The organism is Bradyrhizobium sp. B039, assembly GCF_038965675.1.
GTDB lineage: Bacteria > Pseudomonadota > Alphaproteobacteria > Rhizobiales > Xanthobacteraceae > Bradyrhizobium > Bradyrhizobium diazoefficiens.
In genome coordinates this window covers 6438748-6464321 of record NZ_CP152416.1, presented here as the reverse complement: position 1 = coordinate 6464321, position 25574 = coordinate 6438748, and the positions used below count along the sequence as shown (strand labels likewise).

The 25574-nt window shown below is 65.6% G+C and carries 25 protein-coding genes; 16 read left to right on the top strand and 9 right to left on the bottom strand.

Translation table 11 applies throughout. The features are described from left to right. The first annotated feature begins 76 nt into the window (after positions 1 to 76). The 7 genes from AAFG50_RS30800 (at position 77) to AAFG50_RS30770 (ending at position 6559) form a co-directional block, all read left to right on the top strand. Entirely contained in the window at positions 77 to 1150 is a 1074-nt protein-coding gene (locus tag AAFG50_RS30800; RefSeq protein ID WP_028174386.1) for an alkene reductase, read from the top strand. A 72-nt stretch (positions 1151 to 1222) separates the two neighbouring features. Next, positions 1223 to 2140, top strand: a complete 918-nt coding sequence (locus AAFG50_RS30795; protein ID WP_231166553.1) for an SDR family NAD(P)-dependent oxidoreductase — start codon at positions 1223 to 1225, stop codon at positions 2138 to 2140. A 151-nt stretch (positions 2141 to 2291) separates the two neighbouring features. After that, positions 2292 to 2459, top strand: a complete 168-nt coding sequence (locus AAFG50_RS30790; RefSeq protein WP_165448169.1) for a hypothetical protein — start codon at positions 2292 to 2294, stop codon at positions 2457 to 2459. A 61-nt stretch (positions 2460 to 2520) separates the two neighbouring features. Further along, entirely contained in the window at positions 2521 to 2928 is a 408-nt protein-coding gene (locus AAFG50_RS30785) for a hypothetical protein (RefSeq protein WP_028174388.1), read from the top strand. Positions 2929 to 3088: 160 nt separating this feature from the next. After that, positions 3089 to 4552 (top strand): GH1 family beta-glucosidase, encoded by a 1464-nt coding sequence (locus AAFG50_RS30780; RefSeq protein WP_028174389.1) that lies wholly within the window; start codon positions 3089 to 3091, stop codon positions 4550 to 4552. Between the two features lie 127 nt (positions 4553 to 4679). Then, positions 4680 to 5912, top strand: coding sequence for an acetyl-CoA C-acetyltransferase (locus tag AAFG50_RS30775; RefSeq protein WP_028174390.1), 1233 nt, complete (start codon positions 4680 to 4682; stop codon positions 5910 to 5912). 344 nt (positions 5913 to 6256) lie between these two features. After that, on the top strand, positions 6257 to 6559 hold the full coding sequence (locus AAFG50_RS30770; protein ID WP_008139488.1) for an HU family DNA-binding protein: 303 nt from the start codon (positions 6257 to 6259) through the stop codon (positions 6557 to 6559). Positions 6560 to 6630: 71 nt separating this feature from the next. Here AAFG50_RS30770 and AAFG50_RS30765 read toward each other — a convergent pair whose 3' ends face one another. The 4 genes from AAFG50_RS30765 to AAFG50_RS30750 all read right to left on the bottom strand — a co-directional run bounded on the left by AAFG50_RS30765 (position 6631) and on the right by AAFG50_RS30750 (position 10332). Beyond that, positions 6631 to 6786, bottom strand: coding sequence for a hypothetical protein (locus AAFG50_RS30765; protein ID WP_166466033.1), 156 nt, complete (start codon positions 6784 to 6786; stop codon positions 6631 to 6633). Between the two features lie 5 nt (positions 6787 to 6791). After that, entirely contained in the window at positions 6792 to 9182 is a 2391-nt protein-coding gene (gene lon, locus AAFG50_RS30760) for an endopeptidase La (RefSeq protein ID WP_342714023.1), read from the bottom strand. A gap of 8 nt (positions 9183 to 9190) precedes the next feature. Then, positions 9191 to 9574 (bottom strand): Hsp20/alpha crystallin family protein, encoded by a 384-nt coding sequence (locus AAFG50_RS30755; protein WP_011088914.1) that lies wholly within the window; start codon positions 9572 to 9574, stop codon positions 9191 to 9193. 188 nt (positions 9575 to 9762) lie between these two features. Next, positions 9763 to 10332 (bottom strand): ferritin-like domain-containing protein, encoded by a 570-nt coding sequence (locus AAFG50_RS30750; protein ID WP_028174391.1) that lies wholly within the window; start codon positions 10330 to 10332, stop codon positions 9763 to 9765. 144 nt (positions 10333 to 10476) lie between these two features. On the opposite strand from AAFG50_RS30750, the gene AAFG50_RS30745 reads away from it, so the two are divergent. The 3 genes from AAFG50_RS30745 (at position 10477) to AAFG50_RS30735 (ending at position 13726) form a co-directional block, all read left to right on the top strand. After that, positions 10477 to 11103 (top strand): MarC family protein, encoded by a 627-nt coding sequence (locus AAFG50_RS30745; RefSeq protein WP_028174392.1) that lies wholly within the window; start codon positions 10477 to 10479, stop codon positions 11101 to 11103. Positions 11104 to 11272: 169 nt separating this feature from the next. Then, entirely contained in the window at positions 11273 to 11926 is a 654-nt protein-coding gene (locus AAFG50_RS30740; RefSeq protein ID WP_186363041.1) for an L-fuculose-phosphate aldolase, read from the top strand. Between the two features lie 12 nt (positions 11927 to 11938). Continuing rightward, the gene (locus AAFG50_RS30735) at positions 11939 to 13726 is read left to right on the top strand and encodes a chloride channel protein (protein WP_011088910.1); all 1788 of its coding nucleotides are present in this window, start codon (positions 11939 to 11941) and stop codon (positions 13724 to 13726) included. An 89-nt stretch (positions 13727 to 13815) separates the two neighbouring features. On the opposite strand, the gene AAFG50_RS30730 is transcribed toward AAFG50_RS30735, so the two are convergent. Then, positions 13816 to 14064, bottom strand: coding sequence for a DUF2798 domain-containing protein (locus AAFG50_RS30730; RefSeq protein WP_027546509.1), 249 nt, complete (start codon positions 14062 to 14064; stop codon positions 13816 to 13818). Positions 14065 to 14367: 303 nt separating this feature from the next. Between AAFG50_RS30730 and AAFG50_RS30725 the strand changes: the two genes are divergently transcribed. Beyond that, the gene (locus tag AAFG50_RS30725; protein ID WP_311995895.1) at positions 14368 to 14808 is read left to right on the top strand and encodes a hypothetical protein; all 441 of its coding nucleotides are present in this window, start codon (positions 14368 to 14370) and stop codon (positions 14806 to 14808) included. A 1149-nt stretch (positions 14809 to 15957) separates the two neighbouring features. Here the strand turns inward: AAFG50_RS30725 and AAFG50_RS30720 are convergent. Continuing rightward, entirely contained in the window at positions 15958 to 16395 is a 438-nt protein-coding gene (locus AAFG50_RS30720; protein ID WP_231166552.1) for a hypothetical protein, read from the bottom strand. Positions 16396 to 16397: 2 nt separating this feature from the next. On the opposite strand from AAFG50_RS30720, the gene AAFG50_RS30715 reads away from it, so the two are divergent. The 4 genes from AAFG50_RS30715 (at position 16398) to uraD (ending at position 19012) form a co-directional block, all read left to right on the top strand. Further along, a complete protein-coding gene (locus AAFG50_RS30715) occupies positions 16398 to 16676 on the top strand; it encodes a hypothetical protein (RefSeq protein WP_028174395.1) in 279 nt (92 codons plus the stop codon). Between the two features lie 91 nt (positions 16677 to 16767). Continuing rightward, on the top strand, positions 16768 to 17181 hold the full coding sequence (locus AAFG50_RS30710) for a DUF3830 family protein (RefSeq protein WP_028174396.1): 414 nt from the start codon (positions 16768 to 16770) through the stop codon (positions 17179 to 17181). Beyond that, a complete protein-coding gene (puuE, locus tag AAFG50_RS30705; RefSeq protein WP_028174397.1) occupies positions 17182 to 18117 on the top strand; it encodes an allantoinase PuuE in 936 nt (311 codons plus the stop codon). 7 nt (positions 18118 to 18124) lie between these two features. Continuing rightward, complete coding sequence (gene uraD, locus AAFG50_RS30700; RefSeq protein ID WP_028174398.1) at positions 18125 to 19012, top strand: 2-oxo-4-hydroxy-4-carboxy-5-ureidoimidazoline decarboxylase; 888 nt, start codon at positions 18125 to 18127, stop codon at positions 19010 to 19012. Here uraD and AAFG50_RS30695 read toward each other — a convergent pair whose 3' ends face one another. From AAFG50_RS30695 to AAFG50_RS30685, 3 genes are read right to left on the bottom strand one after another with little or no spacing between them, the layout of a single operon-like run. Continuing rightward, positions 19013 to 20410 carry a nucleobase:cation symporter-2 family protein gene (locus AAFG50_RS30695; RefSeq protein WP_028174399.1) on the bottom strand — a complete coding sequence of 466 codons (1398 nt, stop codon included), beginning with the start codon at positions 20408 to 20410 and terminating at the stop codon, positions 19013 to 19015. It abuts the gene before it with no gap. 22 nt (positions 20411 to 20432) lie between these two features. Next, on the bottom strand, positions 20433 to 23156 hold the full coding sequence (locus AAFG50_RS30690) for a molybdopterin-dependent oxidoreductase (protein WP_028174400.1): 2724 nt from the start codon (positions 23154 to 23156) through the stop codon (positions 20433 to 20435). Next, the gene (locus tag AAFG50_RS30685; RefSeq protein WP_028174401.1) at positions 23153 to 23980 is read right to left on the bottom strand and encodes an FAD binding domain-containing protein; all 828 of its coding nucleotides are present in this window, start codon (positions 23978 to 23980) and stop codon (positions 23153 to 23155) included. The genes AAFG50_RS30690 and AAFG50_RS30685 overlap by 4 nt, the downstream gene beginning before the upstream one ends. A 153-nt stretch (positions 23981 to 24133) precedes the next feature. Between AAFG50_RS30685 and AAFG50_RS30680 the strand changes: the two genes are divergently transcribed. Then, positions 24134 to 25483: an 8-oxoguanine deaminase gene (locus AAFG50_RS30680; protein WP_028174402.1), complete on the top strand. Its 1350-nt coding sequence runs from the start codon at positions 24134 to 24136 to the stop codon at positions 25481 to 25483. The last annotated feature ends 91 nt before the right edge of the window (positions 25484 to 25574 follow it).

Below are 25574 nucleotides of genomic sequence, written 5' to 3'. Positions count from 1 at the left end.
ATCCATTATACGGTATTTATTCCATTAGGTGGAGGGTCCATCTCCCTTCTCAGTCGTCTTCGAGAAGGAACCCGCCATGAACTCGCTATTCAGTCCCGTCCGCATCGGTGGACTTGAGCTTTCGAACCGCTTGGTCATGGCGCCTATGACGCGGTCGCGCGCCGATGCCGATGGCGTTCCCGGCGGCCTCGCCGCCGAATATTACGCGCAGCGCGCCGGGGTTGGACTGATCGTCACCGAGGGTACGCAGCCATCCGATGACGGGCAGGGCTACATGACAACGCCGGGCATCTACACGCCCGCACATGTCGCCGGCTGGCGCAAGGTTACGGACGCCGTCCACGGCAAGGGCGGCCATATCTTCATCCAGCTCATGCATGCCGGACGCATGTCGCATCCAGATAACACGCCGCATCACCGGCAGGGTGTGGCCCCGTCCGCGATCGCGCCTGATACGCCGATCTTCACGCCGAAGGGCATGCAGGATATCCCGCAGCCGCGGTCGCTCGCGACCGATGACGTGCGCCGGACCGTCGCCGACTTCCGCGACGCCGCGCGCCACGCCATCGCGGCGGGGGCTGACGGCGTCGAGATCCATGGCGCCAATGGATATCTGGTGCAGCAGTTCATTGCGCCGAGCGCGAACACAAGAACCGACGCATATGGCGGCTCCATCGAAAATCGCGCACGTTTCGCCATCGAGGTGGCCACCGCCATCGCCGGGGAGATCGGCGCGGACAGGACGGCGATCCGCCTGTCGCCTGGCATCACGATGTGGGGCATCGACGAAGGCGCCGAAGGACCGGATCTGTATCGCCATCTGGTCGGCGAGCTCGACAAGCTCTCGCTCGCCTACCTTCACATCATGCATCAGGGCGACGAGCGCCTTCTGGCCGATCTGCGCAGGCTGTGGCGCGGCAAGCTGATTGTGAACAGGCCGGGGCGTCCGCGCGATCGCATCGGCTCCGACGTCGCTGCGGGACTGGCCGATCTGGAAGCATACGGCCAGATGATCCTGGCAAATCCCGATTTCATCGCGCGCCTGAAATCCGGCGCGCTCCTGAACGAGGCCGATCGCACGACGTTCTTCGGCGGCACCGCCCGCGGGTACACCGACTATCCCGCATTGGACGCGATTGCGGCCGTCTGAGTCATCGGTCCTGTACCGCATTCGTGGTGCGGCCGCTGTTCTTCATCAATGCTTGCGGAAGGCAGACCTGCAATGAAACGCGTGGAATTGGACAAGAGCCAGAATGTCACTCCGCCGCCGCTCGAAAGCCTCCGGCTCAACGGACTGAATGTCGCGGTGATCGGTGGCACCGGCGGCATCGGTCGCGCGCTCAGCCATCAATTTGCGGCGAAGGGCGCGAATGTCCTGGTCGTCGGTCAGACTTTCCGCGATCAGGAGGTGCCGCGCATCACGTTCTTGAGGGCCGATTTGAGCTCGATGCGGGATGCGAGGCGGATCGGCGCCGAGCTGCCCGCCGGAAACATCGACATCGTCGTCTTCACGACCGGCATCATGGCCGGCCCCAAACGCGAGGTGACACCCGAAGGCATCGAACGCGATCTTGCCGTCAGCTATTTGAGCCGCCTCGTCATCCTGAACGAGATCGCACCGCGTCTCGGCAAGGACCGGACGAGGACCGACCTGAGGCCCCGCATCTTCGTCATGGGATTTCCGGGCACGGAGCAGAAGGCCGATGTCGACGACCTCAACTCGGAACAAGGTTACAGGCGCTTCTCCGCACACCCGAACACCGTGTCCGGAAACGAGGTGCTTGTCCTTCAGGCCGCCAGGCGTTTTCCCGACGTCGATGTCTTCGGCCTCAACCCCGGCTTCGTCAGGACCAACATCCGCGCCAATCTGCTCGGGTCGCGCGCGCTTGTCGCCGTCGTGGAATGGCTGACCAGCTTCATGATGATCGAGCCGGATACATACGCCGCGCGGCTGGTCCCGCTATTGGTGTCGCGCGACCTCAATGGCCGCAGCGGCGCGATGTTCAACAACAGGGCGGAGGCCATCCTGCCGAGCCCGTCAGCCAGCGAGCCGTCCTATGCGGCCGCCCTGATGGGGGCGTCCGACCGTTTGGTCAGCCGCGCGTTGGCCGGCCGGGCAGGTGAGGGAGCGGGGACATGACCGGCGTGCGTCTTTGGCTCTGACTGCCGCATGCCGCGCGCGGGTAAAGCCTGACGCCCTCTTAACGGACCGGAAACCATGGCAAATGATCCGAAAATTTTAACGAAACTGTTTGGCTGTCTGCGCGTCGGTTTGCCGGAGGGCCCGTCTGATGACAGAGCACCAGTTGAGAGAGCAGGAATCCCGGATCGCGCGTTATCGGCATCTGGAACGGGAAGTGACCGACCCGCTTGCCGCGTGTCTGCTTCATAGCATCATCGAGGATCTTGAAGCCGAGCTGCGCAGGGACCGACCGGATTGGCACGGGCCGCGCGATTAACGCTTTCTTAGCGCTAATCATGCGGATTGTTTGCGGGGGACTACCAGGGGAGACGGCTCCCATGCTGAAGGATGGCACCTACACGGCGTGGTACAAGACGCCCCTCGATCAGGGGACGGGTATCGTCCATGTCGCAGACGGCCAGATTTGGGGCCGCGACAGCCTGATGACGTATCACGGCTCCTGCAAGGTCGACGGCGATCGCTTCACCGCAACCGTGTTGACGAAACGTCATACCGATGGACGTGCGACGGTCTTCGGCGTCGATGATGAACTCACGCTGGACATCGAGGGACACTGCCCCGGCAAGATCGCGACCTACACGGCGACGGCGCAACAAGTGCCGGGAATGATCCTCCATGGAACGCTCATTCTGACGGAACAGAAGCCGGCGGCACCTGAACAAGCCGGACAGCTCCCTGCGTTCAATCCCCGCAAGCTTCCAAAGCTGCCCAAGCGCTCGCGCTGATCGCGGGAGCGCTTCGCCGGCCGGCTGGGTCGCCCGCATCCTTATGTCGCGGCCCGGGCGGCGCAATTCTGCATCCGACCTTCCTCAAAGCTCGCTTCTCAAACCGCCCGCGACCGGTCATTGTGCCGCTGCACCAGCATCATCCCGGGGGCAGCATCACATGTCGGACAAGGTCTCGCGTCGCCAGTTTGCCGCGCTGGCGGGATTGTCCGCGGCGGCAATCGCAAACCCTCTGGACGGCGCCGACGCCAAGCCGGCGGCCGCGGCCTCGCGCGACAGCGGCTTTCCGGAAGGCTTTCTCTGGGGCACGGCGACCTCGTCCTACCAGGTCGAGGGCGCCGTCAACGAGGGCGGGCGAGGGGCCTCGATCTGGGACAGGTTCGTCCGCATCCCCGGCAAGATCGAGGACGGCTCGACCGGGGATCGCGCCAACGAGCACTATCACCGCTACAAGGAGGATATCGCGCTCATCAAGGAGCTCGGCTGCAAGGCCTACCGCTTCTCGATCGCATGGCCGCGGGTGTTTCCCGACGGCGACGGCAAGCCGAACCCCGGGGGCCTCGACTTCTACAATCGCCTGGTCGACGAGCTGCTCAAGAACGGCATCGAGCCGTGGATGACGCTCTATCATTGGGACCTGCCGCAATCGCTCCAGGACCGCTTCGGCGGCTGGCGCTCGACGGAGACCTGCAAGATCTTCGGCGACTATGCCGCCTATGTCGCCGAGCGTCTGACCGACCGCGTCAAGAACGTGTTCACGCTGAACGAGAGCGGCCGCTTCGTGCAGTTCGGCTATGGGCTCGGCATCGATGCGCCCGGCGTGACGCTGCCGCAAGGAGAGGTCAACCAGGTCAGGCACAACAGCGCGCTCGCGCATGGGCTCGCGGTACAGGCAGTGCGCGCCCATGGCCGCCGCGGCACCAGGGTGGGACCTGCCGAGAACATCGACGTCTGCGTTCCCGCGATCGACACGCCCGAGCATGTCCGCGCCGCCGAGATCGCGCTACGCGAGATGAACGCGGGTTATCTCAACGTCATCATGACCGGCAGCTACACCGAGGCCTTCCTGAAATACGCCGGCGCCAATGCGCCGAAATACACCGACGCGGAGCTGAAGATCATCTCCTCGCCGGTCGACTTCCTCGGCCTCAACATCTACGCGCCGCAGAACTATGTGGTGCCGTCCGACCAGGGCGCCGGCTTCATGCCGCTGCCGATCCCGAAATCATTCCCGCACATGAACTCGGACTGGCTCCGCGTCGCGCCGGAGACGATCTACTGGGTGCCGAAGCTGGCGGCCAAGATCTGGAAGACGGATGCGATCTACATCAGCGAGAACGGCACCTCCGGCGACGATTTGGTGACGCCCGACGGCAAGATCTACGACACCGACCGCATCATGTACCTGCGCAACTATCTCGCCCAGCTCCAGCGCGCCACCGCCGAAGGCGTGCCGGTGCGCGGCTATTTCCTCTGGAGCCTGATGGACAACTTTGAATGGGTGTTCGGGCTGAGCAAGCGCTTCGGGCTCTATCACGTCAATTTCGACACCCAGGTCCGTACGCCAAAGCTCAGCGCGAGCTACTACCGCAACGTGATCGCGAGGAACGCGGCGGGGGTGTAGCTGCAGTCTCGGTGCCTTCGCCTCTCCCCGCAAGCGGGGAGAGGCGAAGGGGAGGCACCGCGCATTGACTCAACTCTCCCCCTGATTCACAACGCCTCTCAACACTCATAACAAGAGGACAACGCCAATGGCTGACGCGCTGATCATCGATACCTGCCGGACACCGCGGGGCGTCGGCAAGGCCGGCAAGGGAGCGCTCTCGGGCATTCATCCGCAGCAACTCGGCGCAACCGTGCTGCGCGCGCTCGCCGATCGCACCGACATCAATACTGCCGACGTCGACGACATCGTCTGGGGCTGCAGCGCGCAGGTCGCAACGCAAAGCGGCGATCTCGGCCGGATGTCGGCGCTCGATGCCGGCTACGACGTGCGCGCCAGCGCGGTGACGCTCGACCGCTTCTGCGGAAGCGGCATCACCAGCGTCAACATGGCGGCATCCTCGATCATGGCGGGCGCCGAAGACCTCGTCATCGCCGGCGGCTGCGAGATGATGTCGATGGAGGGGCGCCGCGGCGGCGGTCCGATGATGATGGACGGCGGCAATCTGCGCCTGCGTGCGCGGCATCCGCAGTCGCATCAGGGCGTCTGCGCCGATGCGATCGCGACCATGGAAGGCATCACGCGACGGGACGTCGATGCGCTCGGGCTGGAGAGCCAGAAGCGCGCCGCGCATGCGATCGCGAACGGGCACTTCAAGAAGAGCCTCGTGCCCGTTCATCGCGAGGACGGCAGCCTCGCGCTCGACCACGAAGAGTATCCGCGGCCACAGACCACGATGGAAGGCCTCAGCAGCCTGAAGCCGGCCTTCCCCGCCATTGCCGACTATGCGCTCGACGACAAGGGCACGACCTATCGCGGCCTGATCCTGCAAAAATATCCTGATCTGAACATCGACTTCGTGCACCATGCCGGCAACTCCTCCGGCGTGGTCGACGGCGCCGCCGCGATCCTCCTGGCCTCGCCCGCCTACGCCAAGGCGCATGGCCTTAAAGCCCGCGCCCGCGTCGTGGCGATGGCGAACATGGGGGACTCGCCGACCTTGATGCTGAACGCGCCGGTGCCGGCGACGCGCAAGGTGCTGGCGAAGGCGGGCCTCTCCATCGACGACATCGACCTGTTCGAGATCAACGAGGCCTTCGCGGTGGTCGCGGAAAAATACATCCGCGACCTCAAGCTCGACCGCGCGAAGGTCAACGTCAATGGCGGCTCGATCGCGCTCGGCCATCCGATCGGCGCGACCGGCTCGATCCTGATCGGCACCGTGCTCGACGAGCTCGAGCGGCGCGACCTGAAGCGCGGCCTCGTCACCATGTGTGCCGCCGGCGGCATGGCGCCCGCCATCATTATCGAGCGCGTCTAGCCGACGCCTCCTCAATTCTCCCCGCAAAAACGGGGAGAGGGAGCGGCTGCGGTGCAATCCGACCCTTATTTTCTAGGGTGAAACGCACCCCTCCTTGCACAAAGAGGCCGGTCGTCGCTTGTCGAAAGCAGCGAATCAGCTTTAGCAAGGCTGCGTGCGGGCCTTTGAAACAAGGTAAAATCCGCTGCCCGAGGCTCCTCCGGCTCCGGAAGTAGCTAAAAAGCAGGGTTTTTTGCCACAGGGGGCCAAAAAAGCCCGTAAAATCGCGACATAACTGTGCAGAAGGCTCTAGGCCTTCGCCGGTTGGTCTAATATGCAACCGGCAACGAATCAGAGGAGACACGATGCCAGCCCAAATGTCCAAATCGCAGTTGATCGAAAAGATTGCGACCGCCACCGAGCTTTCCAAGCGCGACGTCAAGAGCGTCATGGAGACGCTGACCGACGTCGGTCACAAGGAGCTCAAGAAGAACGGCCTGTTCCTGGTGCCGGGCTTCGCCAAGTTCGTGGTCATCAAGAAGCCCGCGACCAAGGCGCGCAAGGGCACCAACCCGTTCACGGGTGAAGAGATGATGTTCAAGGCCAAGCCGGCCCGGAAGATCGTCCGCGCCCGCCCGGTCAAGGCTGCCAAGGACGCCGTGGCCTGACAAAGCAAAGGCCCCCTCGAAAAGAGGGGGCCTTTGATGTTCGACGACCGCAAGGGCTGAAACGGAGGGGTTCAGCCTTTGCGGCGCTTGACCCGGACCGGGACCGGCTGAAGCCGCGGCTCGGGTCCCGCCAGCGCATCGCGAACTCCGTCGATGGCGCGATCGAGCAGCTGGCGCAGCCGCTGCGTCTTGCGCGATTTCTTCGCTCTTTCCAGCAGTTTCTTCATCGCATTCACTCCGCCGCTTCGACCTTGGCCTCGGCCGGCTCGAGCGCGGCGGCGATGGCCTCGTCGACGCGCTCCAGCCAGATGAATTCGAGGTTGTCCCGCGCGCTCTTCGGGATGTCGTCGTAGTCCCGCTTGTTGCGCGCCGGCAGCATCACCCGCTTCAAGCCGGCGGCGGCCGCGGCCACCACCTTCTCCTTGATGCCGCCGACCGGCAGCACCAGGCCGCGCAGCGAGATCTCGCCGGTCATCGCGGTGTCGCTGCGCACCGTGCGATTGGTGAGCAGTGACGTCAGCGCCGTGTACATCGCGACCCCCGCGCTCGGTCCGTCCTTCGGGGTTGCGCCCGCCGGGACGTGAACGTGGATGTCGCTTTTCTCGAACAGCTGCGGATCGATGCCGAGCTGGCTGGCTCTGCTCTTCACCAGCGTCATCGCCGCCTGCACGCTCTCGCGCATGACGTCGCCGAGCTGGCCGGTCAGGATCATCCCGCCGCGGCCCGGCACGCGCGAGGCCTCGATGAACAGGATGTCGCCGCCGACCGGCGTCCAGGCAAGGCCGGTGGCCACGCCCGGGATGCTGGTGCGCTGCGCGATCTCGCCTTCGAAGCGCGGCTGGCCGAGCACAGTGGCGATGTCCTTCACCGTCACAACGACCTTCGCAGCCGAGCCTTCGGCGACCTGCACCGCAGCATGGCGGAACACCTTGCCGATCTCGCGCTCGAGGTTACGCACGCCGGCCTCGCGGGTGTAGCCCTTGACGATCAGCTTCAGCGCGTCCGGCTCGATCTCGGCCTGCTCGGCCGTCAGGCCGTTGGCCTCGAGCTGCCGCCGCACCAGATAGCGCTTCGCGATCTCCAGCTTCTCGTCCTCGGTGTAACCGGCGAGGCTGATCAGCTCCATGCGGTCCAGCAGCGGACCCGGAATCTGGTCCAGCATGTTGGCGGTCGCGATGAAGACAACGCGCGACAGGTCGAAGGGCACGCCCAGGTAATTGTCCCGGAATGTCCCGTTCTGCTCGGGGTCGAGCACCTCCAGCATGGCGGCGGAAGGATCGCCCTGCACCCCACGGCCCATCTTGTCGATCTCGTCCAGCATCATGACGCAATTCCGGCTACCGGCCTTCTTGATGCCCTGGATGATGTTGCCGGGCAGCGCGCCGATATAGGTGCGCCGGTGACCGCGGATCTCGGCCTCGTCATGCACGCCGCCGAGGCTGACGCGCACGAAAGGGCGATCCATCGCGCGTGCGATGGACTGGCCGAGCGAGGTCTTGCCGACGCCGGGCGGGCCGACGAAGCACAGGATCGGCGCCTTGCCCTGCGGGGCGAGCTTGCGCACCGCCAGGTATTCGATGATCCGGCTCTTGATCTTCTCCAGGCCGAAATGATCGGCATCCAGGATGCGGCGCGCCTCCTTGATGTCGATCGGCTTCTCCGCGGGCAGCGCCCAGGGCAGCTCGATCAGCCAGTCGAGGTAGGTGCGGACCATGCCGGCTTCGCCGGCGGCCTCGGGCATGCGCTCGTAGCGGCGCAGCTCCTTTTTGGCGTGCGCCTCGGCCTCCGGCGGCATCTTGGCCTGGGCGATGGCAGCGTTCAGCTCGGCGACCTCGGCCGCCTTGCCGTCGCCTTCGCCGAGCTGGCGCTGGATGGTCGCCATCTGCTCGCGCAGGATCGCCTCGCGCTGCCGCTCGTCGAAGCTGGCGCGGGTCTTCTGGCCGATCTCGTTGGAGATGCGCAGCACCTCCAGCCGCTCCGCCAGGTGCTTCGACACCTTCTCGACCCGCAAGAAGAGGTCGATGGTCTCCAGCACTTCCTGCTTGTCCTGCGGCTTGATGTCCATGAACGACGTCGCCAGGTCCGCCAGCGCGCCGGGCGCGGTGGTGCTCTGGAACATCGCGACCAGCTCGGGCGGCGCCTGCGGCAGCAGCTCGATCGCCTCGATCGCCTGGCGCTGCAAATTCAGCGCGCGCGCCTCGATCTCGGGCGAGGTCGTGGTCGGCTCCGGAATCTGCTGGATCCGCGCGGCCGGGAACGGCGTCCCCGGCAGGAAGTCGAGGATGCGCGCGCGCTGCACGCCCTGGCAGACGATGTGGTGGGTGCCGTCGGGCGCGGTGATGTAGCGCACGATGTTGGCGATGGTCGCGACCCGATAGAGATCGTCCGGCCCCGGCTCTTCGGTCTCCGGGCTGCGTTGCAGGACGATGCCGACCGGCCGCTGCTCGCGCAGCGCCTGCTGCGCGGCGGCGACGGACTTCGGCCGCGCGATCGCGATCGGCGCGATGGCGCCGGGAAACAGCACCATCTCGCGCACGGGGATGATGATCAGTGCGTCGTCGGGGATCTTCACGTCGGACTCGGTGGAATTGGTCTGTGCGTTATTCATCTGTTCGGTGGCCATGATCGACCTCAGGATTTGGCGAGGCGCAGCGCGACGCAGCCGTCCATCACGAAGCGGCTGATGGCGTAGCGGCCAAGGGGCAATGCAATGCGGCGCTCAAAACGCCCCTGCGGCAGCTCGAGCCGGTGGATGCGGGCGTTGCGAAGCTCCGGCGGAAGGGTGCGCTGGCCGGAGATGACGAGCGCGCCGTCATGGATCACCGTCTCGACATTGTCGGGATTGACGCCGGGAAGCGCGACCAGGATCAAAAGCTCATGCTCGGTTTCGAGCACGTCGATCGGCGGCTCCCAGCAGGCTTCCTGGCGGCCGAACTGCTGCCGCAGCCGTTCGGCGCGGGTCAGCGAGTCCAGGGCTTCGGACAGCATCCAGTCGAGGGGATTTTTGGGTTGCATGGCAAAACTCGGGGAAGGCGCTGCGGTTGGAAAACGAGGATATGGGGACGGTTCCCCAAAATTCCAGCATCGCGCATTTGGAGCATGCCTGTCCCCTCGAACCCGAGGAGGCCCTTGCAATCAGTCGCTGCGACGCCGCGGAGATGTTCCGCGGCGTCGTAGGCAACAGTTGGGCGGGGGCGCGCCGATCAGGCGGCGGCGCGGTATTCTTCTTCCGCTTCGAGGTTGATCACGGAGGTGGCGAGCTCGGTCAGGGTGTGATCGGTCGCCTCTTCCTCATCGAGCGTCGCCTGGAGCAGCCTGGCGGCGTCCGGCATGCCGAGCTCCTCGGCCCAGGTGCGCAGCGTGCCGTAGCGGGAGATCTCGTAGTGCTCGACGGCTTGCGCCGCGGCGAGCAGGCCGGCGTCGAGGGCGGGGGCGTTCTTGAAATCCTTCATGATCCCGGCGCCCTCGTCGGTGATGCCGTTGATCGCCTCGCAGGGCTTGCCGCGCGCGGGCTTGCCCAGCATCCTGAAGATCTGGTCAAGGCGTTTGACCTGGCCCTGCGTCTCGCGCAGATGCTTGTTGAAGGCGGCGGACAGCTGCTTGGAGTGAGCCGCTTTCGCCATCTTCGGCAGCGTCTTGATGATCTTGTTCTCGGCGTAATAGATGTCCTTCAGCGTCTCCAGAAACAGGTCGCTCAACATCTTCGGCGCCTGACGCGGCCGGCGCGCCGCGGACTTTTTCGCGTTCGCACGTTTCTTTGCTCGTTTGGCCATAAATCCTCCTCTTGAGGCGACACGGGAAGGCGAGGCCCTCCTCAATCCTCGCGCGACCAAGACGCTGCGAGGGCAAATGTTCCTCGCGAAGGTCGCGTCGAGCCGTTATGGATTGCGGCCCCACCTCGCGCGAGACCCAGCCGCATGCTCGACTTCGCCCTGTCTGCCTTCGTGACGCTGCTGCTGGTGGTCGATCCCGTCGGCCTTGCGCCGGCCTTCCTGGCCGCGACCGGGGGCATGCCCGACACGGTCAAGCGCACGATCGCGCTGCGCGCGCCGCTGATCGCCGCCTCGATCCTGGTGGTGATCGCGCTGGTCGGAAACTGGCTGTTGCGCCAGCTCGGGATCGGCATCCCCGCGTTCCAGATCGCCGGCGGGCTGCTGCTGTTCGGCGTCTCCTACCAGATGATCTTCGGCGACCGCCCGCATCGCGAGGCCCGCGAGGCCGACAAGGCGACCTCGGAGCACGCGTCCGATGTCGCGATGTTTCCGCTGGCGATCCCCATGATGGCCGGTCCCGGCGCGATTGCGACCACATTGCTGTTGACGGGCGATGCCGGCTACGGGGCGCGGCTCGCGATCATCATCGCGGTCGTCCTCTCGGTGTGCCTGCTCTGCATGCTGTGCTTTCTGTCCGCCCGCCTGATCGCCCGCACCCTCGGGCGCACCGGAAATGCCGTGCTTTCGCGCGTGCTCGGCATGCTGCTCGCCGCCTATTCCGTGCAGTTCGTGATCAACGGCATCGCGGCCGTCCGGGCGAGCCTGCCGTAGGATTGCGACGATCCGTTAATCCGTTGATTTCACGGTCTATTTCGTGCCGCGCCGGACCGGCCGGCGAGACGACAGGCGGTCCGGTCGCTTTCGCTTGCGCTGCCATATTGCTTTGACGTACTTCCGGTCTGACAAACGCCCATCGCCAGGAAGTCGAGATGAAATCGGGATGTCGATGACCGTGGACGAGCTCGCCAAGAGACAGGCCATCATCGACGCCTGCCGCCGCATGAATGCGCTCGGCATCAACCAGGGCACATCAGGCAATATCAGCGTCCGGCATGTGGACGGGCTGCTGGTCACGCCGACCAGCGTGCCCTATGAGGCCATGACGCCGGACCAGATCGTGTTCATGGCGATGGACGGCTCGCACGCGCCCGATCAGAAGCCGTCCAGCGAGTGGCGCTTCCACCGCGACATCCTGAAGGTCCGGCCCGACGTCAACGCCGTCGTCCACGCCCATCCGACCTATTGCACCATCCTGGCGATCATGGGCATGGAGATCCCGCCGGTGCACTACATGATTGCGGCCGCAGGCGGCGACAGCATCCGCTGCGCGCCCTATGCCACGTTCGGAACGGAGGAACTGTCCGAACATGCGGTGCGGGCGCTGGAGGGGCGGCTTGCCTGCCTGCTCGACCATCACGGCATGATCGCGATCGGCAAGACGCTGGACAAGGCGATGTGGCTCGCTGTCGAGGTCGAGACCCTGGCGCGGCAATATCACGGCTGCCTCCAGATCGGGAAACCGCCGCTGCTCTCTAGCGCCGAGATCGAACGCGTGCGCCAGCGCATGTCCGGCTACGGCATGTCGGAAGGGTAGGGCGGGCAGAAGGTGTTCGTGCGGATCAGACATCTCGCCGATCGCAAGGGATCGAACCGCCTCATGGTTCGCCTGCGCGCGCTCTTGCGCAGCAACGAGTTCTACCTGATCCCGCTCGCACTGGTGATCGGCACGCTGGCCGGCGCCATCGTGACGCTGATGGCCGAGATCGCGCAGATTGCCCATATGGTCATCTACGGCATTCCCGTCGACGTCCGCCTGTCGGCCAACGCCAGGGTCAGCCCCTGGGCGGCGCTGATCGCGCCTGCGCTCGGCGGATTGGCGCTCGGCATCATGGAATGGTCGCGGCGGCGGATGAAGATCTCCAGCGCGGTCGACCCGATCGAGGCCAATGCGCTGCGCGGCGGCAATCTGTCGATGCGCGACAGCCTGGTGGTGTCGAGCCAGACGCTGATCTCCAACGGCTGCGGCGCCTCGGTCGGCCTCGAGGCCGGCTATACGCAGATCGGCTCCGGCATCGCCTCGCTGCTCGGCAAGTTCTTCAATCTGCGCCGCAACGATCTGCGCCTGATGGTCGGCTGCGGTGCGGCCGCCGCGATCGCCGCGGCGTTCGGCGCGCCGATCACCGGCGCCTTCTACGCCTGCGAGCTGATCGTCGGCGTCTATTCGGTCGGCAGCGCCGCCCCGATCCTGGCGGCCTCGCTCGCAGGTGCGCTGACCGCGCAATGGCTCGGCGGCGCGCCGTATTCGCTGGAGATACCGAAGGTCAGCGCCGTCGGCGTCGAGCAGTACCTGGCACTGATCGGTCTCGCCCTCATCACCAGCGGCGTCGGCATCGCCGTGATGCGCTCCTCGCCGATGTTCGAGCGCCTGTTCGCCTGGCTGCCGGTCTGGCTGCGTCCGGTGATGGGCGGCCTCGTCGTCGGCGGCTTTGCCATCGTCACGCCGCAGGTGCTGGCGGCCGGCCACGGCGCCATGGTGCTCGATCTCTTTCACGACATGACGATCGGCCTGATCGCGCTGATCATCGCCCTGAAGGTGACGGCCTGCCTGATCTCGCTCGCCTCGGGCTTCCGCGGCGGCCTGTTCTTCGCTTCGCTGTTCGTCGGCAGCCTGATCGGAAAGTTCTTCTCCGCGGTGCTGTTGCTGATCAGCCCGAACTTCGTGATCGATCCGCTGGTGGCGATGCTGACGGGCATGGCGACGCTCGGCGTCGCAATCGTCGGCGGTCCCCTGACGATGTCGTTCCTCGTGCTCGAGATGACCCGCAATGTCGACGTCACCGCCGTGGTGCTGGCCGGCTGCATCGTGACCTCGATCTGCGTCCGCTTCATGTTCGGCCACTCCTTCTCGACCTGGCGCCTGCATCTGCGCGGCGAGACCATCCGCAGCGCCAACGACGTCGGCTGGCTACGCAACCTGACCGTCGAGCGGCTGATGCGCTCCGACGTCGGCAAGGTGCCGTCGACCACGACGATCGCCGCCGTACGCCGCGAATTCGTGCTTGGCTCGCGGCCGGGAGTCGTCATCGTCAACAATGCGGACGAATATATCGGCCTCGTCCTGCTGCCCGATCTGTTCTCCAGCGACCTCGACACCATCGCCGACGACATCCAGGTGATCGAGCTCGCCCGCCTGATCGACATCGTGCTGATCCCGGAAATGAACGTGAAGTCGGCGATGGCGGTGTTCGACGAGGCGGAAGCCGAGATGCTGGCGGTGGTCGATTCCACCGACAGCCGCAAGGTGGTCGGCTTCCTCACCGAGAATTTCGCCCGCCGCCGCTATGTCGAGGAGATCGACAAGGCCACGCGCGGCGTGCTCGGGGCGCTGTCGTAAAGCGGGATGAGATCGGAGTGAATCGTCATCGCGCTTCACGTTGGTGTTTGAGCGTGATCTTTCGGAAGGCCGCTAGGCGCGTTTCCGGATCATTGCGATGGAGACGCGACGACGCAGGCCACGATCCGGCGGACCAGTGGCAGCACCATCAGCAGCGTTGGAAAGGCGACAAGCCATGACAGCGCCCAGGCGCCCGGCCAGGTCGCGAGGAAGGCCGGCGTTGCGCCGAGGCTTCGAAGCGTCGAAATGACCGACACCACCGCTGTCATGAGGATGGACAGTACAAAGGGCATCACGATCGGCGCATAGCGCGCCGGCAGTTTGCGAACCGCAATCATCTGGTTTCTCTTACGGAAAAGGACGCGTCAGTCACGTTGAACCCTGCAAATGGCATCGATCCCGACGGCGTCGGTTGATGCGTTGGTTCACGTGAAACGCTTACGGCGACCGAAAAACGGCGCGGCTGTTCATTATCCGCTCAGGTTGCGTGGCGCAAGCTGGATCAGGTGGTTCGGTTTATAATCGTTCAAGGCGTGGCAGATTGCCGCGATCATGAAACGATTTCAGTGGTTTGCGCGTTATAGGTCGTTTGCACGTGTCTCTTTGGGCGAGAAATGAGGAAGATTAAGATGATTGGACCTATGACTTCAGCAGCCAGCCGCAATACGGTGCTGGCCGCGTTCGCAAGCCTCGCCCTGGTTGCGGCCTCCGCGACGCCGTCCGCGGCAGTCTCGTCCGGGACTCCTTCCAAGGCGGCCGTCGCTGGCCAGGCTGTGTCCGACGCCACCGATTTCAGCGCGGCCAAGCGCCGTTACTATCGCCGCGGACCGAATGCTGCAGCCCTCGCCATCATGGGCGCGGCGACCGGCCTGGCCATCGGCGCGATCGCCGAAAGCCGGCGCCGCGACTACTACGAAGATCGTTATTATTACGATCGGGGCCCAGGCTACTACGGTGGTCCAGCCTATTACGGCGGTTCCAACTATTACCGGGGGCCGAACCGTCCTCCGGGCCCATACATCCCTGGGGGCTATTGTGCCGGTGGAGGCCCCTCGGCCATCTGCGGCAATTACGACCATTGAGTTCGGACGCGGCTGTCGGGCCGGACAGCTTCGCAGGTATTGCCATGGGGTGGGTTAGCGAAAGCGTAACCCACCCCTTTTTGCCGCTCCGCAGTCACGCAAAGACCCCGGATGTCGCTTCCGCCTTCGCTCTTCGAGCTACGGCGGACAAGTCGCTCATCCGGGCCACCGAGACCGGGGTGTGTCGCTCGGCTGTCAATCCGATCTCGCGAAAATATTCCACTTTGCCGAAATTCGGATTTATCGTATGTGTCGCCCATCCCGGCTCATCCTTGAGGGGCGATCATGAGGTCGTCATTTTCGCGAGCCGGGCTTGCGGTGGACGCGGCAGCGTCGGGCGCGAGTGGCCAGGGGCAGGGCGGATTGCTCTCCGTGAGCCCTGAGGTGTCGCGCGGACGAACGGCGCTGTCAGGTTCGTCTCGCCTGTAAGTTTCCGGCTCCGTCGACAGGGCTGGGAAAACTGCGGCGAACAAGCGAACCGCGCGTACGGCAAAACCGTGTGGTCCTGGCCGTCGTTGCTACGGTCAAGCTCTTGCGAATGCGGCAGTCGCGTCAACCGGCGCGGTGCCGGTGAATTTCGCGAAAGTGAGGGAGGCCAGAACGAACTCGGCTCCCGGGAGAGCACGGCATAAGCCGTCCAACCACTGCGCAGGGAAGGCCGAGTGATTGGCTACACCTGTATGCTGCTGTGCGGTTTACCTGCGTGTGCTTTCGCGCAGCAGACCGCGGGTGCCAGCCGGCACCCGGCCTTCCCTGCGCCCTCTTGGCTCAAGAGGGAGAGAGTTGAAGCAAAGCTCGGGCGAAACGCGCCGCGAGAACGGGAAGGCGTGTCTATTGCTCAAGATGCTGAAATTGATGATCCAGACGAAACTCTATGACCGTCACCCTGAGGTGCGCGCTCTGCGACGCAACCGCGCCGCTGAGCAAGCCTCGAAGGGCGACGGCCCGGCTGCATCCTCGGCCGTTCATCCTTCGAGGCTCCGCTCGCGATGCTTTGCATCGCAAGCCTCGCGCCTCAGGATGACGGAATTGCTAGCGTCGTCGTTGCGAGTTGGAATCAGCGCTGAAGATCTGACGCGCACTGGATGAAACTCGCAAGGGCGCCTCGCAATGACGACGTTGCAGCAGTTGTGCACTACGCTTCCAGCATCACCGTCCCGCGGGCGCCGACATGGCGCCGTTGGCGTAGCGCGACCAGTCGGGCTGCGTCGGCTGCGACGGCCAGAGCGCGGCGTTGGAGTTGCGCACCGACTGGGTGATGGGGACGGGGTGCGCCTTGCGGCCGTGGTGGCGATCGCTGGCTGCGGCGGTCTGGATGGTGGCGGCGGCAATCAGCGTTGCGCTGAGAATGGCGAAGGTCTTCTGCATCGTTGTTTCTCCCGCGACGACGCTCCGGCTGTGAGACATGTTTTCGTCGTCGCGGCTGACATAGCGATGCGCCCCTTCAGATATCAGCGGCGCCGCCTTCACGATGGAGCGAGCAAATTTTTTGGTCCCGGCTAAATATTCGGCAATCGCCCGGTTGGGCCCGATGGACTTGCCCCCGGCAATCCGGTTGAATGGGGCGAATTGGTTTTCAGGCGACAACGATGTCGAAATATCTGCTGGTCCTTCTCCTGATCGCCTCGCCGGCCGCGGCGCAGGTCAAGCTCACGCCGAAGAGTTCGGCGGCGCATCCGGACCCCTGCGCGCCGATCGGGCGGACCGCGGACGGCAAGCTGGTCTACTCGATGAGATGCGAGAACCTTCCCGCACCGCCTCCACCCCCGCCGCAGGCGGAACTCAAGGAGGCGCCGCCGCCTGCCGCCGAGCCCGAGCCGGAGACGCGGCGGAGCGGCATTTTCGGCTGGTCCTACGACCGCAGGTGAGGGGCCGCGCCCCTTGCGCGGAGCCCGATGGAATGCTCTTTGCTTGAAAATTCCCCGTGGGGCCTTCAGGCTCCCGATCCAGAGAGATGAGATGAGAAAACTCGTTATCCGCGCCGGCGACTACACCTTCGATGCCCGTTTCGAGGAGCAGGCGGCGCCCAAGACCGTTGCCGCGTTCCGCAAGGCGATGCCGTTCGAAAGCCACATCATCCATGTGCGCTGGAGCGGCGAAGCGGTGTGGATGCCGCTCGGCGACCTCGATTTCGGCGTCGGCTATGAGAACCACACGAGCTATCCCGCGCCGGGCCAGATCATCCTCTATCCCGGCGGCATCAGCGAGACCGAGATCCTGATGGCCTATGGCGGTGTGAGCTTCGCGAGCAAGATGGGTCAGCTCGCCGGCAATCACTTCATCACGGTGACCTCGGGGCTGGAGAATCTGGCGACGCTGGGCAAGAGCGTGCTGTGGAAGGGCGCGCTGCCGATCCGCTTCGAGGAAGTCTGAGTGACTGATACCCGCTACCCGCGCGATCTCCGCGGCTACGGCCGCAACCCGCCGCATCCGCAATGGCCGGGCAACGCGCGGGTCGCGGTGCAGTTCGTCGTCAATTTCGAGGAAGGCGGCGAGAACAACATCCTGCACGGCGACCGCGCCTCGGAAGCCTTCCTGTCCGACGTGCTCGGCGCGCAGCCCTGGCCGGGCCAGCGCCACGCCAATATTGAATCGATGTTCGAGTATGGTTCGCGCGCCGGTTTCTGGCGGCTGTGGCGGATGTTCGATGAGCGAAAGTGGCCGACCACCGTGTTCGGCGTCGCCACCGCGCTGAGGCGGAATCCGGAAATCGTCGCCGCGATGAAGGAGTCCGGCTGGGACATCGCCAGCCACAGCCTGAAATGGATCGAGCACAAGGACATGACCGAGGCGCAGGAGCGCGCCGAGATCGCCGAGTCGATCCGCGTCCACCTCGAGGCGACGGGGTCGCGGCCGCTCGGCTGGTACACCGGGCGCTCCTCGATCAACACCAACCGCCTCCTGATGGAGGAGGGCGGCTTCCTCTATCTCTGCGACTCCTATGCCGATGATCTGCCCTATTGGGTCAAGGGCGCCAGAGGCAAGCAGCTCATCATTCCCTATACGTTGGACGCCAACGACATGCGGTTCATCAACCCGCAGGGCTTTGCCGAAGGCGAGCAGTTCTACACCTATCTGAAGGACGCCTTCGACGTGCTCTACGCCGAAGGTGAGACCGCGCCGAAGATGATGTCGGTCGGCCTGCACTGCCGTCTCGCCGGCCGGCCCGGCCGCGCCGCGGGGCTGATCCGCTTCCTGGATTATATCGGCAAGCACGAACGCGTCTGGGTGCCGACGCGGCTCCATATCGCGCAGCACTGGCACGACAAGCACGCGCATCTTGCTGCCGACGCCTTCGAGATCGGGTGAAGGTGTGATGTTGCAAACCTCGCTCGCCGATCTCAACGCCGCCGACAAAGCCGACTTCGTCGCGGCCCTCGCCAATGTCGTCGAATATTCGCCGTGGATTGCGGAGAAGCTCGCCGGGCAGCGGCCATTCACCGGCATCACCCAGTTGCACGCCGCGCTGATGGCAGCGATCCAGAGCGCCGAACCCGACGTGCAGCTGGCGCTGATCCGGGCGCATCCCGACCTCGCCAACAAGACCCAGCGCGCCGCGGGCCTGACGGCGGAATCGACCGATGAGCAGAACAGCGCCGGGCTCGACCGGCTGTCGGACGCCGAATATGCCGCGTTCGAGCGCGTCAACAACGCGTACCGTGAAAAGTTCGGCTTCCCCTACATCGTCTGCGTGCGCCGCCATACCAGGGATTCCGTGCTGGCCGACTTCGAGACGCGGCTATTCAATATTGCCAAGACCGAGACGCGACGTGCGATCGAGGAGATTGGCCGCATCTCGGCGCTGCGGCTCGACCAGCTCGTCGTTGCCGACGACAAGCTCAAGGTGCACGGCCGGCTCTCGACGCATGTGCTGGACAATCACGCCGGCAAGCCCGCGCCAGGCATCCCGGTGGAGCTGATCGAGCTTGCGAGTCTCGGCGAGAGCCGCGTCATCGCGCGCACCGTCACCAATGCGGATGGGCGTACCGATCAGCCGTTGATCGGCGGCCGTCCGCTTCCGATCGGCCGCTACGAGCTTCGCTTCCGCGTCGCCAGATATTACGCCGAGCGCAACGTGCCGCTGTCGGAGCCGCCGTTCCTCGACGAGATCCCATTGCGCTTTGCGATCAGCGAGCCGGAAAATCACTACCACGTGCCGCTGCTGGTCACGCCCTGGAGCTACGCGACCTATCGCGGCAGCTAGCTAGACATGTTGTGCGGATGACGCGACTGCCGCTGCATCCGCCTCGGCCGCAGCGCCGCCGCCCAAGCCGTTGAAGAAGGCGTTGAGCAGTACCGAGACCACCGCACAAAGCAAAATGCCGGACTCCAGCAGCGGCTGTAGATCATGAGGCAGGTTCCGGAAGAACCCGGGCGCGGCGAGCGGGATCAGGCCGAAGCCGATCGAGATCGCGACGATGAAGAGATTGTAGCGGTTGGTGCGGAAATCGACCGAGGTGAGGATGCGCGCGCCTGTTGCCGCGACCATGCCGAACATGACGAGGCCCGCGCCGCCGAGCACGACCAGCGGCACCGCCTCGACCAGCGCCGCGAGCTTCGGCAACAGTCCGAGCCCGAGCATGATGCAGCCGCCCGTCACCGTCACCCAGCGCGAGCGCACGCCGGTGACGGAGACGAGGCCGACATTCTGCGAGAACGAGGTGTAGGGAAAGGTGTTGAAGATGCCGCCGAGCAGCGTGCCGACGCCGTCGGCGCGCAGGCCCCGGCTCAGGGCTTCGCGGTCGACCGCCTTGCCAGTGATGTCGCCGAGCGCGAGGAACATGCCGAGCGACTCGATCATCACCACGATCATGACGACACACATGGTGACAACGGGCACGAGGTGGAATTGCGGCATGCCGAAGCGGAACGGGATCACCAGCGCGCCCCAGGAGGCAGCACTGACCTTGTCGAAATGCATCACGCCCAGAATGGTCGCGAGCACGGCGCCAGCGACGATGCCGAGCAGCACGGAGACGTTGGCGAGGAAGCCGGTGCCCCATTTGATCAGGCCGAGGATGAAAAGCAGCACGAACAGCGAAATGCCGAGCCCCTGCAATTGCCCATAGGCCGGATTGGGAAAGCTGCCTGCAACGCCGTCGACGACCTTCGTCAAGGTCGGCAGGCCGCCGCCGGCCCAGTTGATCCCGACCCGCATCAAGGAGATGCCGATGACGAGAATGATGCTGCCGGTGACGACCGGCGGAAACAGCGGCAGCAGCCGGCTGACGAAGGGTGCGGCGACGATGCCGAACAGGCCGGCGGCGATGACGGAGCCGTAGATGCCGAGCAGGCCGATATCGGGCGCGGCGGCCATCGAGAGCATCGGCCCGACCGAAGCAAACGTCACGCCCATCATCACGGGCAGGCGGATGCCGACGCCGGGGAAGCCGAGGCATTGCACCAGCGTCGCAAGCCCGCAGGCGAACAGGTCGGCGCTGATCAGGAAGGCGACGTCCTCCGGCGGCAGCTTCAGCGCGCGTCCGATGATCAGCGGCACCGCGACCGCGCCGGCATACATCACCAGCACATGCTGGAGCCCGAGCGCGAGCAGGCGCGGGACCGGCAGGACTTCGTCGACGGGATGGACCTCGCTGCTCACGAATGAATCCCCCCAAATAGGCCTAACCAAATTTATCGTGCAGCGCCGGAAACAGCCGGTCTGGCTTGAACGGCGGCGCCGTGAAGCGGATGCCGGTGGCGTCTGCAATCGCGTTGCCGAGCGCCGCGGCGACCGGATTGTACGGACTCTCGCTCATCGACTTCGCGCCCAAGGGGCCGATGGTGTCGGAGGTCTCGGCGAAGAAGACTTCGGTGCGCGGCACGTCCGCGAAGGAGGGCAGGTGGTAGTCGCGGAATTTGGCGTTGGTGACGCGGCCGTCCGCGTCGATCACCATCTCCTCGTAGAGCGCAGCACCAAGCGCCTGCGCGACGCCGCCCTCGACCTGGCCGCGGCACTGCATGGGATTGGCGACGACGCCGGCGTCGGCGGCCTGCACGCTTCTGAGAATCTTGAGCTCGCCGGTGCCCTTGTTCACCGCCACGCGAAAGCCCTGCACGTTGAAGCCGACCGAGCGCGGCGTGCCGCCGGAATTGCCTTGTGCTGCGAGCGGCTGGCCGCGTTCGCGCGCAAGCTTCGCAAGCTCCACAAAGGACATGCGCCTGACGCCGCTCACGACGAACTCGTCCTCGAGCGCGCAGCTTCCGACATCGCAAAGCCAGGCGCCGGCCGCGGCCCCCCTCAAGTCCGTGGCAAGCTGCACGGCGGCTGCATGCGTCGCCTTGCCGGCGACGAAGGTGCCCGCGCTGCCATAGGCGCCGGTGTCGTGGCCGCCATGGGCGGTGTCGGACTGGCGCAGGCGAATCCTGTCGACGGTGGTCGCCAGCGTCGTCGCCGCGATCTGGCGGTGGACCGTGCTGGTGCCGTTGCCGAACTCGGCGGTGCCGACGGTGAGATCGAAGCCGCCGTCGTCGTTGAGCGCGATCATGGCGTCCGCGATGTGGCCGGCGGGCGGCACGGTGTCGATCATGGTCAGCGCGATGCCATCGCCGATCAGCCATTCCGGCGACAGCTCCGGCCGCGGGCCATCCGCCTGCATCGCGCGCTCGACGAGATCGAGGCACTGGTCGAGCCCGTAGGAGCCATAGAGCACGTCGTGAAATTCGGATGGCGGCGGCGACAGCATGGGGTCGCCTGGCTTGACGATGTTGTGCCGGCGCATGTCGTAGGGGCTGATGCCGAGCTGCCCGGCCAGCTCGTCGATTGCGGCCTCGATCGCGATCAGCGTCTGCGGCAGGCCATAGCCGCGAAACGCGCCCGATGGCACCGTGTTGGTGTAGACGGCGTAGCCGTCGACCCGCTTGTTCGGACAATTGTAGACGGCGATGGACTCGGACAGCGAGTGGAACATCACCGGGCCGGCGTGATTGCCGTAGGCGCCGGTGTTGGAGAGCACGTTGAGCTGGAGTGCGGTGAGCTTGCCGTCGGCATCGGCACCGGCCTTGATGTGGACCCGCATCGGATGCCGCGTCGACGTCGCGATGAATTGCTCCTCGCGGGTGAGCTCCAGCTTCACGGGGCGTCCGGTCTTCAGCGCCGCGAGCGCCAGGATGTCCTCGACGAACATCTCCTGCTTGCCGCCAAAGCCGCCGCCGACGCGCTCGCAGAACACGCGGACCTTGTCCATGGGCAGCTGGAAGATGTCGGACAGCGCGCGCCGGGTCAGGAACGGCACCTGCGTCGAGGTGCGGACGTTGAGCACGCCGGAGACGTCGAGCCAGGCGAGGCCGCCATGGGTCTCCAGCGCGGCGTGCTGCACGCGATGGCTGTGGAAGGTGGCCTCATAGGTGACGGCGGATGTGGCGAGTGCTGCTGCGACATCGCCGAACTCGCCATGGGTCTCAGCCGCGAGGTTGCGCTGGGGATCGGCGATGCGGTTTGCGGTGGTGCGGTCGGGATGAATGACAGGTGCACCCGGCGCCATCGCCTGCTCTGGATCGATCAGCGCAGGCAGGAGTTCGTAATCGACCTTCAGCCTCCGGCAGGCCTCCTCGGCGGCGCCTTCGCTGTCGGCGACGACCGCCGCGACCTTCTGGCCGATGAAGCGCACGACGTCGTCGAGGATGCGGGTGTCCTCGGGGTCCATCCAGTCCTTCTCGTGCCGCGCGGTCGAGATCAGCACCGATGGCGCGTCCTCATGCGTCAGCACCGCATGCACGCCGGGAACGCTGAGCGCCGCAGACTTGTCGAACGCGGTGATTCTGGCGTGCGCGTGAGGGGAGCGGAGCAGCTTGATGTGCAGCAGGCCGTCAATCTGCGTGTCGAACGTGTAGCGTGCCTTGCCGCGCACGACATCGGGACCTGCTGGCGCCGGAAGGCTGCGGCCGAAGGCGGCGCCGGCCTCGATGCTCTCCTCGACGTTGATCTTGCCGAGCAACGCGTCCTCGATCGCGCGATAGCCGGTGCAGCGGCAGATATTGCCTTTCAGCGCGGCGCCGAGATCGGTGCGCTGCGCCTGGTTCAGCGAGGCGCAGGTCAGGATCATGCCGGCGGTGCAGAAGCCGCATTGAAAGCCCTGCGCATCGAGGAAGGCCTGCTGCATCGGATGCGCGCCGTGCTCGCCGCCGAGGCCCTCGATCGTGGTCACAGTGCGCCCCTCGGCGCGGAACGCCGGGATCAGGCAGCTGTGCACCGGCTCGCCGTCGAGCAGCACGGTGCAGGCGCCGCAATCGCCGGCATCGCAGCCCTTCTTGACGCCGAAATGACCGAGCTCGCGCAGGAACGTGCGGAGGCACTGGCCGGCACGCGGCTCCTGCGGAAACGTCTTGCCGTTGATCTCGAAGCTCATGACGGCGTTGCCCCCAGGAGTTCGCCGCGAATCTCTTCGGCGAGCCGCAGCGTCATGTGCTTGCGCCAGAGCGGCTTGCCGTGGATGTCGGTGTGGTAGAGGTCATCGGTGATCTGCTGCACGATCGCGTCGCGAACCGCGCTCGCGTCCGGGGCTTTGTGAAAGGTGAGGCGGATCGGCCGCACCGTCGATGCGGTGACTGTCAGCGCCAGCGTGCCGTCGCTATCGAGGCTGCCGATCAGGAGTGCCGCTGAGCGGCCGACCGGGGCGAGCGAGATCTGGCGAAACGCCGTACGGCGCTTCAGCGCGGCAATCGGGATATCGATCTGCCGCAGCAGGTCTCCCGGCGTCAGGCGGTTGCGCTGGTTGCCGGTGACGAAGTCGATCACGGAAATCTTCTGTTCGCCGCCGCCGGCCTTCCAGATCGTGCAGACGCCGTCGAGCGCGGATGTGAGCGAGATCATCGGTCCCGCCGGCAGCGACATGCAGAGATTGCCGCCGACGGTCGCGGTCTTCCAGATCTTGAACGAAGCGAGGAACGCGCGGCAGCACTGGCTGATCAGCGGCGCTGCGAGCCAGTCGGCCGGGCAGGCGAGTCCGTCGATCTGCGCGACGGTGCAAGTGGCGGCGATGCCGAGATGGCTCTCGGTGATCGTCAGCGCCGGCCATTTCAGATCGGTGAGATCGATCAGGCGCGTCAGCTGCGCTTGCGGCTCCGAGAACAGCCAGGTGCCGCCTGCGAGCCAAGCATCGCCTGGCGTCCAAACGGGCAGCTGCGCGCGCGTTTGCGGATGGGCTACGGCTGTGATGGTATTCAAGTCCATGGCTGCGCCAGCGCTTGCATCGAGTGATTTGTACCGAGAGAAAGTCTTGCAAGACCAGAGCCAAGTCGCAACAAGAAGTCGCAGCGGGAACGCGATTGGGCTGGCCTCCGCCTTGCAGGTCTGCCGTCAGCGGATGTGGGGAGAAACAGGATCATGAGCGACGCAAAGCCGATCTGGATCAGGGACCCCCTGGCCATCCTCGCCGACGGCGCCGGGCGCGGGATCGTGGTGAAGGATGGCCGGATCGTCGAGCTCGTGCCGGCCGGCGGCGTGCCTGCGACCGCGGATGTCGCGGTGTTCGACGCGAGCGAACACGTCGTGCTGCCGGGCCTTATCAACACCCATCATCATTTCTACCAGACGCTGACGCGGGCGCTGCCGGCGGCGATGGACCGCGAGCTGTTTCCCTGGCTCCAGGCGCTCTATCCGGTGTGGGCGAGGATGACGCCGGAATCGCTGGAGCTCGGTGTGACCGTGGCGATGTCCGAGCTGCTGCTGTCGGGCTGCACCACCACGACCGATCATCACTACGTGTTCCCGGCGGGGCTCGAGGAGTCCGTCGATATCGAGGTCGGAGTCGCAAAACGGCTCGGCGTGCGCGTGCTGCTGACGCGCGGCTCGATGAACCTGTCGCAGCGCGACGGCGGCCTGCCGCCGGACAGCGTCGTGCAGGACGAGGACACGATCCTCGCCGACAGCGCACGCGTCGTCGCGAAACATCACCAGCGCGGTGCGGATGCGATGGTGCAGATCGCGCTGGCGCCTTGCTCGCCGTTCTCGGTGACGACCTCCCTGATGCGCGCGACCGCCGATCTCGCCGACAAGCTCGACGTGCGCCTGCACACCCATCTCGCCGAGACCGAGGACGAGAACAAATTCTGCCAGCAGATGTATGGCTGCCGTCCGCTCGACTATCTGGAGCAATGCGGCTGGCTCAACGCGCGGACCTGGCTCGCCCACGGCATTTTTTTCAACGCCGACGAGATCAAGCGGCTCGGCAGGGCCAGGACGACCATCAGCCACTGCGCCTGTAGCAATCAGCTTCTGGCGTCCGGCTGCTGTCCGGTCTGCGAGATGGAGGAGGCCGGTGTCGGGATCGGCATCGGCGTCGACGGCTCGGCCTCGAACGACGGGTCGAATCTGATGCAGGAGGTGCGGGCCGCGTTCCTGCTGCAACGGGCGCGCTACGGGGTGACGAAGGTCAGCCACAAGGATGCGCTGCGCTGGGCCACCAAGGGCTCGGCGGCCTGTGTCGGCCGGCCGGAACTCGGCGAGATTGCCGTGGGCAAGGCGGCCGATCTGGCGCTGTTCAGGCTCGACGAGCTGCGTTTCTCCGGCCATGGCGATCCCCTGGCCGCGCTGGTGCTGTGCGGGGCGCACCGGGCCGACCGGGTCATGGTGGCAGGACAATGGGCCGTGATCGACGGCGCGATTCCGGGACTGGATGTCGCCGATCTCATCCGCCGCCACAGTTCCGCGGCGCGGGCGATGCAGGCGGGATAGGGGCGGACTAAAAAGAGGGGGCAACCACAAGTGCCGGGTGCTTGTGGCTACCCCCTCCGAACCTCCTCCGGGAGGAGCAGGTGGTCCAGGC

What these genes read in the sequence shown, in the direction of transcription:
- AAFG50_RS30800 (WP_028174386.1), top strand. Translation starts at nt 77, where the DNA reads ATGAACTCGCTATTCAGTCCCGTCCGCATCGGTGGACTTGAGCTTTCG.
- AAFG50_RS30795 (WP_231166553.1), top strand. Translation starts at nt 1,223, where the DNA reads ATGAAACGCGTGGAATTGGACAAGAGCCAGAATGTCACTCCGCCGCCG.
- AAFG50_RS30790 (WP_165448169.1), top strand. Translation starts at nt 2,292, where the DNA reads ATGACAGAGCACCAGTTGAGAGAGCAGGAATCCCGGATCGCGCGTTAT.
- AAFG50_RS30785 (WP_028174388.1), top strand. Translation starts at nt 2,521, where the DNA reads ATGCTGAAGGATGGCACCTACACGGCGTGGTACAAGACGCCCCTCGAT.
- AAFG50_RS30780 (WP_028174389.1), top strand. Translation starts at nt 3,089, where the DNA reads ATGTCGGACAAGGTCTCGCGTCGCCAGTTTGCCGCGCTGGCGGGATTG.
- AAFG50_RS30775 (WP_028174390.1), top strand. Translation starts at nt 4,680, where the DNA reads ATGGCTGACGCGCTGATCATCGATACCTGCCGGACACCGCGGGGCGTC.
- AAFG50_RS30770 (WP_008139488.1), top strand. Translation starts at nt 6,257, where the DNA reads ATGCCAGCCCAAATGTCCAAATCGCAGTTGATCGAAAAGATTGCGACC.
- AAFG50_RS30765 (WP_166466033.1), bottom strand. Translation starts at nt 6,786, where the DNA reads ATGAAGAAACTGCTGGAAAGAGCGAAGAAATCGCGCAAGACGCAGCGG.
- lon (WP_342714023.1), bottom strand. Translation starts at nt 9,182, where the DNA reads ATGGCCACCGAACAGATGAATAACGCACAGACCAATTCCACCGAGTCC.
- AAFG50_RS30755 (WP_011088914.1), bottom strand. Translation starts at nt 9,574, where the DNA reads ATGCAACCCAAAAATCCCCTCGACTGGATGCTGTCCGAAGCCCTGGAC.
- AAFG50_RS30750 (WP_028174391.1), bottom strand. Translation starts at nt 10,332, where the DNA reads ATGGCCAAACGAGCAAAGAAACGTGCGAACGCGAAAAAGTCCGCGGCG.
- AAFG50_RS30745 (WP_028174392.1), top strand. Translation starts at nt 10,477, where the DNA reads ATGCTCGACTTCGCCCTGTCTGCCTTCGTGACGCTGCTGCTGGTGGTC.
- AAFG50_RS30740 (WP_186363041.1), top strand. Translation starts at nt 11,273, where the DNA reads ATGTCGATGACCGTGGACGAGCTCGCCAAGAGACAGGCCATCATCGAC.
- AAFG50_RS30730 (WP_027546509.1), bottom strand. Translation starts at nt 14,064, where the DNA reads ATGATTGCGGTTCGCAAACTGCCGGCGCGCTATGCGCCGATCGTGATG.
- AAFG50_RS30725 (WP_311995895.1), top strand. Translation starts at nt 14,368, where the DNA reads ATGACTTCAGCAGCCAGCCGCAATACGGTGCTGGCCGCGTTCGCAAGC.
- AAFG50_RS30715 (WP_028174395.1), top strand. Translation starts at nt 16,398, where the DNA reads ATGTCGAAATATCTGCTGGTCCTTCTCCTGATCGCCTCGCCGGCCGCG.
- AAFG50_RS30710 (WP_028174396.1), top strand. Translation starts at nt 16,768, where the DNA reads ATGAGAAAACTCGTTATCCGCGCCGGCGACTACACCTTCGATGCCCGT.
- uraD (WP_028174398.1), top strand. Translation starts at nt 18,125, where the DNA reads ATGTTGCAAACCTCGCTCGCCGATCTCAACGCCGCCGACAAAGCCGAC.
- AAFG50_RS30690 (WP_028174400.1), bottom strand. Translation starts at nt 23,156, where the DNA reads ATGAGCTTCGAGATCAACGGCAAGACGTTTCCGCAGGAGCCGCGTGCC.
- AAFG50_RS30685 (WP_028174401.1), bottom strand. Translation starts at nt 23,980, where the DNA reads ATGGACTTGAATACCATCACAGCCGTAGCCCATCCGCAAACGCGCGCG.
- AAFG50_RS30680 (WP_028174402.1), top strand. Translation starts at nt 24,134, where the DNA reads ATGAGCGACGCAAAGCCGATCTGGATCAGGGACCCCCTGGCCATCCTC.